This is a genomic window from Aquimarina agarilytica ZC1, from assembly GCF_000255455.1.
Classification (GTDB): domain Bacteria; phylum Bacteroidota; class Bacteroidia; order Flavobacteriales; family Flavobacteriaceae; genus Aquimarina; species Aquimarina agarilytica.
On record NZ_JH621261.1, the window covers coordinates 69,256 to 82,749 of the forward strand.

Annotated in this window: 11 protein-coding genes; 10 read left to right on the forward strand and 1 reads right to left on the reverse strand. The window is 30.4% G+C overall.

Annotation, left to right across the window (positions count from 1 at the left end; all coding sequences use genetic code 11):
• Positions 1-36: 36 nt before the first annotated feature.
• From KQA_RS0210375 to KQA_RS0210415, 9 genes are all read left to right on the forward strand, one after another.
• On the forward strand, positions 37-3,711 hold the full coding sequence (locus tag KQA_RS0210375) for a metallophosphoesterase (RefSeq protein ID WP_010180819.1): 3,675 nt from the start codon (positions 37-39) through the stop codon (positions 3,709-3,711).
• Between the two features lie 20 nt (positions 3,712-3,731).
• Positions 3,732-4,022 (forward strand): antibiotic biosynthesis monooxygenase family protein, encoded by a 291-nt coding sequence (locus KQA_RS0210380; RefSeq protein ID WP_010180821.1) that lies wholly within the window; start codon positions 3,732-3,734, stop codon positions 4,020-4,022.
• A gap of 21 nt (positions 4,023-4,043) precedes the next feature.
• Positions 4,044-4,625 carry a DUF1287 domain-containing protein gene (locus KQA_RS0210385; RefSeq protein WP_010180823.1) on the forward strand — a complete coding sequence of 194 codons (582 nt, stop codon included), beginning with the start codon at positions 4,044-4,046 and terminating at the stop codon, positions 4,623-4,625.
• 811 nt (positions 4,626-5,436) lie between these two features.
• The gene (locus KQA_RS0210390) at positions 5,437-6,246 is read left to right on the forward strand and encodes an EboA domain-containing protein (protein WP_198283117.1); all 810 of its coding nucleotides are present in this window, start codon (positions 5,437-5,439) and stop codon (positions 6,244-6,246) included.
• Positions 6,247-6,251: 5 nt separating this feature from the next.
• Positions 6,252-7,157, forward strand: a complete 906-nt coding sequence (locus KQA_RS0210395) for a TatD family hydrolase (RefSeq protein ID WP_010180827.1) — start codon at positions 6,252-6,254, stop codon at positions 7,155-7,157.
• A gap of 26 nt (positions 7,158-7,183) precedes the next feature.
• Positions 7,184-8,047, forward strand: a complete 864-nt coding sequence (gene eboC / locus KQA_RS0210400; protein WP_157366650.1) for a UbiA-like protein EboC — start codon at positions 7,184-7,186, stop codon at positions 8,045-8,047.
• A gap of 53 nt (positions 8,048-8,100) precedes the next feature.
• Positions 8,101-9,282 (forward strand): 3-dehydroquinate synthase, encoded by a 1,182-nt coding sequence (locus KQA_RS0210405; protein WP_010180832.1) that lies wholly within the window; start codon positions 8,101-8,103, stop codon positions 9,280-9,282.
• Entirely contained in the window at positions 9,279-10,496 is a 1,218-nt protein-coding gene (gene eboE / locus KQA_RS0210410; RefSeq protein WP_010180834.1) for a metabolite traffic protein EboE, read from the forward strand. The genes KQA_RS0210405 and eboE overlap by 4 nt, the downstream gene beginning before the upstream one ends.
• A complete protein-coding gene (locus tag KQA_RS0210415) occupies positions 10,493-11,860 on the forward strand; it encodes a nucleotide pyrophosphatase/phosphodiesterase family protein (protein WP_010180836.1) in 1,368 nt (455 codons plus the stop codon). The genes eboE and KQA_RS0210415 overlap by 4 nt, the downstream gene beginning before the upstream one ends.
• Positions 11,861-11,965: 105 nt before the next feature.
• Here the strand turns inward: KQA_RS0210415 and KQA_RS0210420 are convergent, their stop codons facing one another.
• Positions 11,966-12,769, reverse strand: coding sequence for an SdiA-regulated domain-containing protein (locus KQA_RS0210420; RefSeq protein ID WP_010180837.1), 804 nt, complete (start codon positions 12,767-12,769; stop codon positions 11,966-11,968).
• Positions 12,770-12,878: 109 nt separating this feature from the next.
• On the opposite strand from KQA_RS0210420, the gene KQA_RS0210425 reads away from it, so the two are divergent.
• On the forward strand, positions 12,879-13,484 hold the full coding sequence (locus KQA_RS0210425) for a LysE family translocator (protein WP_010180839.1): 606 nt from the start codon (positions 12,879-12,881) through the stop codon (positions 13,482-13,484).
• Positions 13,485-13,494: the final 10 nt, after the last annotated feature.

A 13,494-nucleotide genomic window follows, 5' to 3' on the forward strand; every position in this document is an offset into this window, starting at 1 on the left:
ATTATTTTTACTAAAATAGTTAATTAATCTATCATTATGGGATGTCGACAAGGCCTCATCTTTATTTTAGTATCCTTTTTATTGAGTGCTTGTGCCACTTATGATTTACAATTAAAAGACGAAAACACACAGGTTTCCTATCCATTTGATAAAGAAATTTTACATTCTTTTTATTTAATTGGCGATGCGGGAAACTCAAAATTGGGAACCGAAAGTGACGCACTTGGTTTATTTAAAAAACATATAAAAAAAGCAAATAAAAATAGTACAGCTCTTTTTTTGGGAGATAATATTTATCCTAAAGGTCTTCCTGCAAAGGGGAGTGAGTTTAGAAACTTTGCTACACACCAATTGAATGTACAAACAGAGGCTGTTCGTGATTTTAAAGGAAACGCTATCTTTATTCCAGGAAATCATGATTGGTATTCTGGTATAAAAGGAGTAAAAAGGCAAGAAAAGTATATTGAAAATATATTAGGGAAACACTCTTTTCTCCCACAGAATGGTTGTCCTATAAAAAGAATAAAAATAGGGACAGCTATTGATCTAATTATAGTGGATTCACATTGGTACATCACTAATTGGAATAAACAACCAACAATAAATGATGATTGTGATATAAAAACAAGGCAGCAGTTTTTTGATGAATTTGAAAGTTTAATAAAAAAGGCGAGGGGTAAAACCACATTAATAGCATTACATCACCCAATATTTACTAACGGCCCTCATGGAGGGCAGTTTTCATTTAAAAGCCATATGAAACCACTCCCTATTTTGGGTAGCTTAAAAAATGTGTTACGGAATACTAGTGGAATTGCCAATGTTGATCAAATAGGAGTACGTTACATGGAGTTAAAAAAACGTATTGTAACGCTTGCGCAAGAAAATAAGAAAGTCATTTTTGTATCGGGTCATGAGCATAGTTTGGAATATTCAACTCAAGATAATTTACACCAAATAATTAGTGGATCTGGTGCAAATGAGAGTCCTACTCGTTTAAGGAAAAACGGTAAATTTTCAATTGGGAGACAAGGTTTTGCAAGGTTGGATGTATTCAAAGATGGTTCTTCTTTTGTAAGATTCTATACCGCAAATGATGAGAAATTAGTATATCAAACAGTAGTATTGCCCGAAGATGAAATCATTGGAGGTGTAACTTATAAAGCCGATTTCCCTTCTCAAGTAAAGGCATCTATTTATACAGAAAAAGAAATAACAAAAAGTAAGTTTCATAAAGCTACATGGGGTAAACGTTACCGAAAAGATTATGGAGTTGAAGTAAATGTACCTACTGTAAATTTAGATACATTGTTTGGAGGTTTATCGCCAGTGCGAAGAGGAGGTGGGCACCAATCAAAATCGTTACGTTTAAAAAATAACAAAGGACAAGAATATGTGATGCGCGCTATGCATAAAGAGGCATTACAATATTTACAAGCGGTCGCTTTTAAAGAAAAATATATTGAAGGACAATTCAATAACACTTACCCCGAGCGATTACTTACCGATGTTTTTGCAGGATCTTATCCTTATGCTCCCTATGCTATAGGTAGTTTAGCAGATGCTATTAAGGTGTTTCATACCAATCCCACATTATATTTTGTACCCAAACAAAAAGCCTTAGGGCAATATAATGTTGATTATGGAGATGAACTTTATATGATAGAAGAACGAGCAGCCTCTGGTCATGGAGAAACTGCTAGCTTTGGTTTTTCTAATGAATTAATTAGTACATACGATTTATTAAAAAAATTATTAAAAAACCAAAAACATCACGTTGATGAATCAGCTTACATAAGAGCCCGTTTGTTTGATATGCTTATTGGTGATTGGGATAGGCATGAAGACCAATGGCGTTGGGCAACATTTAAAGAAGAAGATAAAACAATTTATAGACCAGTTCCTAGGGATAGAGATCAAGCTTTCTCTATAATGGATGATGGTTTTTTATTAGGAATTTTAACCACAATTATTCCTGATATTCGTTTACTGCGTAGTTATGAAGAAGAATTAAAGAGTGTAAAATGGTTTAACTTAGAACCTTATCCATTAGATGTTGCTTTAATTAATAGTGCTAATAAAAAGGATTGGGACGCCGAGGTTACTTTTATACAAACACACTTAACAAAGGATGTCATTGACAAAGCGTTTCAGGCTTTCCCAAAAGAGGTTGATCAGATAACTGTACAAAATATTAAAACTAAATTACTGGGCAGAATAAAAAACATACAACAAATTTCAGATGCTTATTATGCTCATATTAATAGATTTTCTGTTGTTAAAGGAACAAATAAAGATGATCGGTTTGAAATTAAAAGATATCCTAATGGTAAAACAACAATTAAAGGCTATCGAATTATAAAAGGAGAAAAAGGGTTCATGTTTCATGAACGTACCTATAGTCATAAAGAAACTAAAGAACTATGGGTTTATGGATTAGATGATACAGATTATTTTGAAGTATCTGGAAAAGGAGATCATTATATACCCATTCGATTAATTGGGGGGCAAAATAAGGATACTTACCATATTAAAAATGGGAAAAAAGTTCATTTGTATGATTATAAATCTAAAAAAAGTGAATTTATAACCAATAAAGGAAAAAAGAAGCTTACCGATGATTATGATACTAATGTGTATAATTATAAAAAATTAAAAAATAGTTTAAATCAGTTTTTGCCAGTTATTGGTTATAATCCGGATGATGGTTTTAGGGTAGGTTTTTCCAACACCTTTACTTTTTATAGATTTGAACGAAATCCATTTACCTCTCAGCATAATATTTCAGCAGATTTGTATTTTGCAACACAGGGTTTTGATTTGAATTATTCCAGTGAATTTGCTAATGTTTTTGGAAATTGGAATTTCGGTTTTAGTTCACAATTTACAAGTCCTAATTATAGTATTAACTTTTTTGGTTTTGGAAATGAAACTATAAATCCAAATGTGGAAAATGAAAAACAATTTGATTTAGACTATAACAGAGTTAAGCTAAGTAAATTCAAATTTGTGCCTTCATTAATTTGGAAAGGTGATTTAGGGGCAGAATTTACTACTTCGGTTAGTTTTGAAACCATTGAAGTAGAACAAACTAATGGTAGGTTTATCAATGATTTTTATTTAAATAACAATATTGAAAATAGGGATAGCTTTTTGGGGGTTGAAGCTGATTATCATTTTGAAAATAAAAATGATTGGGTATTCCCAAGCATGGGTATGCATACAAACTTAAAGTTGGGTTACAAACAAAATATAGAAAAGTCTAAAGGTTTTACATACCTAAAGCCAATTTTAGGTTTTACCTATAAATTAATTCCTAGTGGAAAACTTGTTTTAGCTACTAATATAGGGGCTCATATTAATTTTGGAAATGATTTTGAATTTTATCAAGCGGCAACAATAGGAGCAGATAATAGTTTAAGAGCTTACAGAAATCAACGTTTTTCAGGTAAACGATCGTTTTATCAGAGTACAGACTTTCGCTGGGATCTAACAAAGATTAAAACACGATTGATTCCTTTGAAAGTAGGGATGTATTCTGGAGTTGATTATGGAAAAGTATGGGTGGCAAATGATGAAAACAAAAAATGGAATAATTCATTAGGGGGAGGTCTTTTTATAAATGCCGCTGATATGTTAATAGGGAATGTATCAGTTTTTACAGCTAAAGATGGAGAGCGATTTAATTTTAAACTAGGCTTTGGTTTTTAATTTTTTATATAAAAAAATAGATGATTTTAGAGGTAGCTATATTATATGTTAAAAAAGGTTTTGAATCTCAATTTGAAGTAGACTTTGCTAGGGCAGGAAAATATATTAGTTCTATAAAGGGATATCAATCTCATTCGTTAAAAAAATGTGTGGAACAAAATAATAAATACATTTTATTAGTGAAATGGGATACTATTACTTCGCATACTATCGGATTTAGAGCATCGGAAGCTTATTTAAAATGGAAAGAGTTACTGCATCATTATTATGAACCCTTTCCTGTTGTTGAACATTATGAAACGGTTTTTTAAGCAGTCATAAAAAATAATAAAATGAAAAGGATACTACTAATTTTATACTACTTCATTTTAAATTATAGCTTTTCACAAGCTCAAATAAGTGAACAAAGTTTTTCGGATTGTGTGTTAGAATTAACAAAGCAACAAGTAGTATATGATCCGAGCTATTTTTCAATCGATTATCCTAATGGTGATGTGCCTAAAGACAAAGGCGTATGTACAGATGTTGTAATAAGAGCTTATCGAAAAATAGGAATCGATTTACAAAAGTTAGTGCATGAAGATATGAAAGCTAATTTTAACCAGTACCCTAAAATTTGGTCACTTAAAAAAACGGATAAAAATATAGATCATAGGAGAGTACCCAATTTGATGACTTTTTTTAAAAGAGCAGGTGCCGAAAAAAAAATAACAAAAAAAAACAATGATTATTTACCGGGTGATATCATATGTTGGAATTTGGGTGGAGCAATTACTCACATAGGAATTGTAGTTAATAAAAAGTCGGAGGATTCAAAAAGATATTTAATAGTCCATAATATTGGTGCAGGTCAAGTTTTAGAGGATTGCTTATTTAATTTTGAAATTATTGGGCACTATAGATATAAAGTTTGATTTTGTTTTTTATGGATGCTTTACAAACAATTGAATTCATAAATAGTACCAGTTTTTTTGTTTCTTTTTTCATAATAATGAATCCATTTTAAGCTTATAACTAGTGCATTAGAAAACGAAAAACACTTAAATAAGACTTTTTAAAGTCTGTTAAATAAAAATAAAGGATTCAATTAAATTAAAATTTAGTCCATTTATTAATTTTTATTCTTGTTTAAGTGGTTGTAAATAAAATGTTTAAATACGTTTTAGAGGTTGAATTTAAGTAAGTATTTTATTTTTAATTTTTTTAGATGGAGAAACATTTTTTTATCTAAATTAGGCTTACACAAAAATCAACTTAAAATAATTATATGAAAATCAAACTACTAGAGGTTGGGAAATACCTGTGCAAAACTGAAGGCTTACCTACAGATACAACAATAATGTATGTATTTTCTTTAAGGATAATAAAGAGGTGAAATAAAATCATTTTTGCTAGAGATTTCAATTGATTCTACTGCAATTTTTTTGTTTTATTTCCAAATAAAGTGAAAGTATACGCTGCTCAACCTTCTTTCACTATTTTACCTCATTAAAGCACTTTTATTCAGAATACATTAAAAGTTTAAGTAAGTATTTTTTATAAATAATAAGAAATTATTAGAAGGTCATTTACTATAAAGCTTCTTTAATCCTGTAATGATTAATATAGGAGGAGGTATAAATTAAAAAATGCAGTTGTCATTCAATCTATAGTAATAAGTAGTATGATCAAAACTTGATAGGATTATAAAGAAAACTAAATATGCCTAATACAATTTCTTCAAAAATGACTTTTAAAGAAATAGTTCATAGTAAGCTATTTCAAGAAGAATTAAACTGGTTGAATGCTAATAGTTCACTTATAAAAAAGGATGAGCAGGGAAATCAATTTATTCTTAATTATAGTTTAATTTTTCGTTTTATTTCAAAGGATAAAATTGAATGGAGTACTAAAGAGCTATTGTTCTTAAAAAAGCAATATCCTTCTTTTTCTGAGGAGGATTGGAATAAACAATCGCTTTGTCGCTCATTACTCATGATTGAATTACCTGTTGAAAATAGTAAGGTTATTTTAAAAAAACTGGTTGAAACATGTAGTATAAATGAACAAGAGGATTTTTATAAAAGCCTTTATTTTTTAAAAATAGCACCAGAACTTACAAGCCTTGTAGAAGAAGGCATAAGAACTAATGTAGAAAATGTTTTTGATGCAATAGCTTTAAATAATCCTTATGCGGCTAATTATCTTTCGGAAGAAGCTTGGAACCAATTAGTTTTGAAAGCCATTTTTATGGGACGTCCACTGTATAAAATTTACAATCTTGTTGTTCGAAATAACGAGAAACTAGCAGTAATGCTCAATAATTACATTCAGGAACGATGGTCAGCTGGTCGGAAAGTATCTCCAGAGATTTGGCAGCTGATGTTGGGTTATAAGCATCCCGATATCCTAATTACATTAAAAAAAGCAATAGCATCTACTAATGAGTTAGAACATAAAGCGGTTCAAATAATATTACAAGAAACGACCCTAAATAGATCAAGTAACCTTGCTATTTGGACAGAAATAGGAAAAAAAGTTAATCAAAATAAATAAAACTTATGCAATATATTGATCCACACATTCATATGGTTTCTCGCACAACAGATGATTATGAAGCTATGAGAGCAGCTGGAATAGTTGCTATTATAGAACCTGCTTTTTGGATGGGGCAACCAAGAACCTCTGTAGGTTCTTTTCAAGACTATTTTAATAGCTTAGTTAACTGGGAACGGTTTCGTGCTTCTCAATTTGGTATAAAACACTATTGTACTATTGGTTTAAATTCTAAAGAAGCAAATAATGAAGCTTTAGCAGAACAGGTTATGGATTTATTACCACTGTATGCATCTAAAGAAGGAGTTGTAGCTATTGGAGAAATTGGTTATGATGATCAAACCAAAGCAGAGGACAAGTATTTTAGAGAGCAGATTGAATTAGCCAAGCAATTAAAGCTTCCTATAATGGTACATACACCACATCGTGATAAAAAAAATGGAACTATAAGGAGCATGGATGTTATAAAAGAACATGGGGTATCTCCATCTATGGTAGTTATAGATCACAATAATGAAGAAACGGTAAAGGCTGTTTTGGATCGAGGTTATTGGACAGCATTTACTATTTACCCCAATACAAAAATGGGTAATAAACGAATGGTAGAAATTGTGAAGCAATACGGATCAGAACGAATCATTGTTGATAGTTCTGCCGATTGGGGAGTGAGTGATCCTTTGGCAGTGCCTAAAACAGCATCACTTATGAACGAACTAGGGATTTCTAAACAAGATATTCATCTTACATGTTATAAAAATGCATTAGATGTTTACGGACAAAGTGGACAATTTAATGAGGCTGATTGGATGAAAGAAATAACTATTGAAAACATGGAATTGTTAAATGGCAATTCTGTTTTAAGAGGGCAAGAGTTTGTTAAAAAAACATATTCTAATATAATTGAGAATTAGAAATGAGATTGGGTTACTTTTTAAAAATGGCAAGGCCTGCTAATATTTTAACTGCTATTTCTGATATTATTGCTGGTTTTTCTGTGGCTGGAATTTTTTTATATCCTTTAATGGATACTAAATTTGAATCTATGATTTTGCTTATAGTTTCTACTATGGGCTTATATGCTGGGGGGATCATATTTAATGATGTTTTTGATTACAAAGCAGATAAACTCAACAGACCCGAAAGGATGTTACCTTCAGGTAAAATTTCAATGAATGAAGCTATTATTTTTGGATCAAGCCTATTTGCTATTGGGGTTATTTCTGCTTTTTTAGTTTCTACACAAAGTGGAATCATAGCATTTTCCATTTGTATTTTGGCGCTTACTTATGATAAGTATGCAAAACATCACTCAGTTTTAGGCCCAATAAACATGGGGTTATGTAGATCAATGAATCTTTTGCTAGGAATGAGTATTATTAATAATGTTATACCGCTCATGTGGTTTTTGGGGTGTATACCTTTAGCATTCATTGCTGCGATTACTTTAGTTGGACAAAAAGAAGCACATGGGAATAACAAGAATTCAATTATTAAGGCCATAATATTAGATACGTTAGTTGTCTTATTTTTTATCTTTTTAATGCTATACGGCTATTTAAAAATATGGACCACTATCCCTTTTCTATTGTTCTGGTTTGGGATTAATTTAATAGCTAAAGCAAGAGCACTAATTCACAACCATCCAAAACAAATTCAACAAGCTGTTAAAATAGGAGTATTATCATTGATTCCTTTAAACGCCATTTATGTAGTAGGCTTTGCTAACTGGTATTATGCTCTTTTGCTTATCTGTTTATTGCCAATATCTATGTTAGTGGCTAAACACTATGCGGTAACTTAACTTAATTAATAACGAACATTTGTAAAAAATAGAATAATCTAAGGGGCAGCATTATGAATAAAATAATACAACAAAATTTTAAAGTAGAATTCAACTATAATATTTCGTTTACCGAAGGTGTTTTTGATGTAAACAATCCGTTATTATCAAATTTGCTAACTTCCAAAAATAAAAATAGCACTACAAGAGCCGTTGTAATTCTGGATAAGGGAATGTTTTATTATCATTCTTATTTAATTGAACAAATTCAGACTTATTTCAAAAAATGTTGCCTTAAAATTCAATTAATGGGAGAGCCATTGATGGTTGAAGGGGGTGAAGGGGTAAAAAACAAATGGAGTGTAGTAGAAAATGTTCTTGATTTAGTAAATAAAAAAAAAATAGATAGACATTCTTTTGTTATAGCTGTAGGAGGTGGTGCAGTTTTGGATATGGTGGGTTTTGCAAGTGCTATAGCGCACCGGGGTATTCAAATAATTCGTATTCCAACTACGGTTCTTTCTCAAAACGATTCTGGTGTAGGTGTAAAAAATTCTATTAATTATTTTGACAAGAAAAATTTTTTAGGAACATTTCAACCGCCGTTTGCAGTTATAAATGACCAAACTTTTTTAACTACATTATCTGATCGGCATTGGAGATCCGGAATTTCTGAAGCCATAAAAGTAGCATTGATTAAAGATTCTTTATTTTTTAATTGGATAGAAGATCATATCACTTTGTTAAACAATCGTGATCCCGAGACCATGAATAATCTCATTTTTAAATGTGCTCAATTACACACAGCGCATATTGGAGGAGGTGACCCGTTTGAAAAAGGTTCGTCAAGGCCTTTAGATTTTGGTCATTGGGCTGCTCATAAACTAGAATATTTGACGAATTATGAATTAACTCATGGAGAAGCTGTAGCTATAGGTATTGCTTTGGACTCATGTTATTCTTATTGTATAGGATACTTGTCTGAAAATGAATTGAAAAGAATTTTACATTGTTTTAATAACTTAGGATTTGAATTAAGTTGTCCCTTGTTGTTAGATCCGTTGGATATTAATAGAATCAATCAAAAACTAATTACTGGCTTAGAGGAGTTTAGGGAGCATTTAGGAGGGGTGTTAACCATAATGTTATTAAGGGGTATTGGTCAAGGCGAAGAGATTCATGAAATAGAAAAATCAAAATTAGATCAATCTATAGTGCTTATAGCTTCATTTCAAAATAAAAAACTTACGGTATGAAAGTTGGAAAATCAGGGCATTTGAGCTACTGTACTAATATCCATTCAGGAGAATCTTGGTCAGAAACCTTTGATAATCTAAAGCTTTATTTACTTGGAGTAAAAGCACAAATTTCAAAAAAAAATCCTTTTGGTATTGGTTTAAGACTTTCTAATCAAGCTGCAATTGAACTCAATGAAAAAACTACTTTAGCTTCATTTAAAAAATGGCTTAAGGAAAATAATTTATATGTATTTACCATCAATGGTTTTCCTTATGGGAATTTTCATGATGAAGTTATTAAGGATAAAGTTCATGTACCAGATTGGAGCACTAATTTAAGAAAAGAATATACCTTATTACTGTTTAATATTTTAGCAGTATTAGTACCCGAAAATTTAATTAGTGGAATTTCAACTTCTCCTATAACTTATAAATATTGGCATACATCAAAAAGTGAATTAGAAAAAATTAAAAATAGAGCCTGCGAATATTTAATTGATGTTGTAAATCATCTTATAAATATAAAGAATACTACTGGGAAAAGTATGCATCTGAATATTGAGCCAGAACCCGATGGCTTGATTGAGAATTCTGAAGAGTTTATAACTTTTTTCAATGATTTTCTTTTAAAAAGAGGAGGGGAGTTATTGGTGAAAAAAAACAAATGCTCAATTGATGAAGCCCAAAGCGCTATTCGAGAACATATTCAGCTTTGTTATGATGTTTGTCATTTTTCGGTGGGGTTCGAAAAGCCTTTGGAAATTATTGAAAAGATGAAAAATAATGGTATTCGAATAGGAAAACTACAAATAAGTGCAGCTTTAAAATGTACATTGAATGAGCATACTACTATTGAAGAATTAAAAAGCTATTTAAAACCTTTTCATGAACCTAATTATTTACACCAAGCCGTAATTAAATCAAGAGGTGAAAACTTTTCAAAATATACAGATTTAGATATGGCTATTAATGCCATGCATAAAAATGAATTTGAAGAACTAAGAACACATTACCACGTTCCTGTATTTCTAGACGAATATCAGAATTTAAAATCAACACAAGATGATTTAATAGATACACTCCAGCTTTGGAAGGAAGATGAATTTACCCAGCATTTAGAGATAGAAACATATACTTGGGAGGTATTACCTAATAAAATGCAAACAGACATAATAAGTGCTATAACTAGAGAAATTAATTGGGTGAGAACTAAAATTGGGGATATAATATGAAACAGACTGTGGTAATTAATGTCGTTGGGCTTACTTCTAAAATACTTGAAAACAAAGAACTATTTATATCCAAATGGTGTACAGATAATAAAAAAATAGCGACTATAGATCCTGTTTTACCTGCAGTAACCTGTAGCGTTCAAACTACTTATATTACAGGTCAGTGGCCTTCGAAACATGGAATAATTGGAAATGGTTGGTATAACAAAGAACAGTCTGAGGTTCAATTTTGGAAACAATCAAATAAGTTGGTTCAAACATCAAGTTTATGGGATGAGGCACGTAACCTAAATCCAAAATTTACTTGTGCAAATCTATTTTGGTGGTATAATATGTATTCAAGTGCGGACTACTCAGTAACTCCAAGGCCGCAATACTTGGCCAATGGATTAAAAAAGCCTGATTGTTATAGTTACCCTAGTGAACTTAGAGATGAGTTACAGCAGGAATTAGGTGTTTTTCCATTATTTGATTTTTGGGGACCAAGAACTACAATAAAATCTAGTAAATGGATTGCGGAAGCTTCTAAATATGTTCAACATAAATATAATCCAACTTTACAACTAATATATTTACCACATCTTGATTATTGTTTGCAGAAATACGATTACAAATCCAATGAAGTACAAAAAGACATCCAAGATTTGGATAAATTGTTAAAGGACTTAATTGAGTTTTATGAACATAAAAATATTACTCCCATAATATTGTCAGAGTATGGAATTTCTTCAGTATCAAAGCCTATTCACCTTAATCGTATATTAAGAAAGCAAGGTTTACTTAATGTTAGAGTAGAGAATGATACCGAATTATTAGATGCAGGAGCAAGTAAAGCATTTGCAGTAGCAGATCATCAAGTAGTGCAAGTATATTGCCAGCCTAATCTTGAAAAAATGCTAATGAGTTTATTAAAGGAAGTAAAAGGTGTAGAAGAAGTATTAGATAAAGAAGCACAAATAAAGAGAAATATATGGCATGAACGTTCGGGAAATTTTATGGTTATTGCTAAAAAAGAATATTGGTTTACGTATTATTATTGGTTAAATGATAAGAGAGCACCAGATTTTTCACGAACGGTTGATATTCACAAAAAGCCAGGTTATGACCCTGTTGAAATGTTTTTAGACACCCAAAAAAAAGGATTGAAATTAAAAATAGGAGTAAAGCTTTTATTGAAAAAAATGGGTTTTAGAGTCTTGTTTAATTTTATTCCACTTAACTCGGAATTGATAAAAGGTTCGCACGGAAGAACTAGTGTTGAGGTGTCTGAAAAACCAATTATAGTAGCCGCAGGAAATAATAAAAAAAATGTAAAAGCTATTGAAGTTAAAGATATTATTTTGGCGAGTGTTTTTGGGGATTAAAAAAGGCAACCAATAAATAGTGTAAACCTTATCTAAATGCATTACGGGTTAAATATAGAATAGTTTACATAGGTATAAGTAAGTTTTTTCAAGGATAGGATTGCATTACAAACCATTAAATTCATAAATATTGCCCGTTTTTTTATTTGTTTTTTCATCAGTAATATAAACCGCATTATTAGTTTTGAAGCAAATACCTTCTTTTTGTGATGTATGTTCTAAATTAAACTTTTTAATAAAACTGTTTGAAAAATCTCCTTCATTAAAATTAGTGAGTGACCAAAATTTATCATGATTAAGTAATAGTATCGTTTTTTTATGATTACTAATATCAGCAGAAGTTACAGGAGTTTTTTTCCCTTCTAAATTCAGATTACCAATAAACATAGCTTTTTGCTCACCTAGTTGGTTAGGGATTTTAAAAATATTAGTTGTGTTATCTTCTTTGCTAAAAAGATAAAAATTGTTATTCCACAAAAAGAAAGCTTCAAAATCCTTTGTTCTATATTTTTTTGGAAGCCTAAAAGATATAGTAAATGGAGTAGTTTTTGACGAGGTATTATCGGGGTTCAAAATTTTATAAATATGGAGTAGTTTTCGTTTTCCATTATTATTTCCAAAATCACCGATGTAAATATTTCCCTGATCATCACTAGTTAAATCTTCCCAATCAGTATTTTTAACCCCCGTTAAGGTTATATTTTTTACAATTTCCCCTTTAGTATTTAAGCCATATAATATATTTTTATTACCAGAATCTTCAATAGTCCATAAAATGGTTGAAGTATTGGTGGTTTCAATAGCCGAAATTTCTTTTAATTTTTTGGGTAAAGCTGTAACTACGTTAATTTTACTAGTAGTACATGATAAAAATAAGAGACAAAAAAGATAAGTAATAGAATGATTCATTAGAATTAGGCTTTATCAAATTTAAGGATTAGCTTATGATTTATATTACCAGAGCTACTTTTTTGATAACAATAATTTTTACTATACAATAAATGAACAACTAAATTTAATGGCAGTCATTGAGGGTTTTGTAATTGGTTTTAGTATGATCATTTTTATTGGTCCTGTATTTTTTTTACTGTTAAATAGTAGTTTGGAATATGGGATAAAGGCAGGAGTACTAGTTGCTTTAGGAATAATTTTTAGCGATATAATTTGTGTGCTTTTATGTGTTTACGGACTTTCATCTTTCATAGTAGCCACCGAAAATCAATTTTTGATAGGAATACTAAGTGGAGTGCTACTTATGGTATTGGGCTTTTTTTATTTGTTTAAGGAAGTAAAGCTCTCTGTAAAAGTTAAATTAAGCTCAAGTACACTAAGTACTTTTTTTATAAAAGGGTTTAGCGTTAACTTTTTTAATCCTTTTGTATTTGTGGTTTGGGTAGGTGTTTTTAATTATGGAAAAACTAAATACGTAACTGTGAATTCATTAATAATATTCCTTACGTCAGTATTAATAGGTATTCTGGTAACAGATTTATTAAAAGTAATTTTATCAAAAAAGTTAAAAAAAATTATAACAAAGAAACGTTTAAATTTTTTGTTCAAGGGAACAGGAGTGATTTTAATATTGTTTTCGCTACGTATGATATGGTATGTTTATACTATGTAAGTGCTTAATT

Bases quoted from the DNA above. Each gene is read 5' to 3' on its own strand.
- KQA_RS0210415 (WP_010180836.1), top strand. From the start codon at position 10,493: ATGAAACAGACTGTGGTAATTAATGTCGTTGGGCTTACTTCTAAAATA.
- KQA_RS0210385 (WP_010180823.1), top strand. From the start codon at position 4,044: ATGAAAAGGATACTACTAATTTTATACTACTTCATTTTAAATTATAGC.
- eboC (WP_157366650.1), top strand. From the start codon at position 7,184: ATGGCAAGGCCTGCTAATATTTTAACTGCTATTTCTGATATTATTGCT.
- KQA_RS0210425 (WP_010180839.1), top strand. From the start codon at position 12,879: ATGGCAGTCATTGAGGGTTTTGTAATTGGTTTTAGTATGATCATTTTT.
- KQA_RS0210390 (WP_198283117.1), top strand. From the start codon at position 5,437: ATGACTTTTAAAGAAATAGTTCATAGTAAGCTATTTCAAGAAGAATTA.
- KQA_RS0210375 (WP_010180819.1), top strand. From the start codon at position 37: ATGGGATGTCGACAAGGCCTCATCTTTATTTTAGTATCCTTTTTATTG.
- KQA_RS0210395 (WP_010180827.1), top strand. From the start codon at position 6,252: ATGCAATATATTGATCCACACATTCATATGGTTTCTCGCACAACAGAT.
- eboE (WP_010180834.1), top strand. From the start codon at position 9,279: ATGAAAGTTGGAAAATCAGGGCATTTGAGCTACTGTACTAATATCCAT.
- KQA_RS0210380 (WP_010180821.1), top strand. From the start codon at position 3,732: ATGATTTTAGAGGTAGCTATATTATATGTTAAAAAAGGTTTTGAATCT.
- KQA_RS0210420 (WP_010180837.1), bottom strand. From the start codon at position 12,769: ATGAATCATTCTATTACTTATCTTTTTTGTCTCTTATTTTTATCATGT.
- KQA_RS0210405 (WP_010180832.1), top strand. From the start codon at position 8,101: ATGAATAAAATAATACAACAAAATTTTAAAGTAGAATTCAACTATAAT.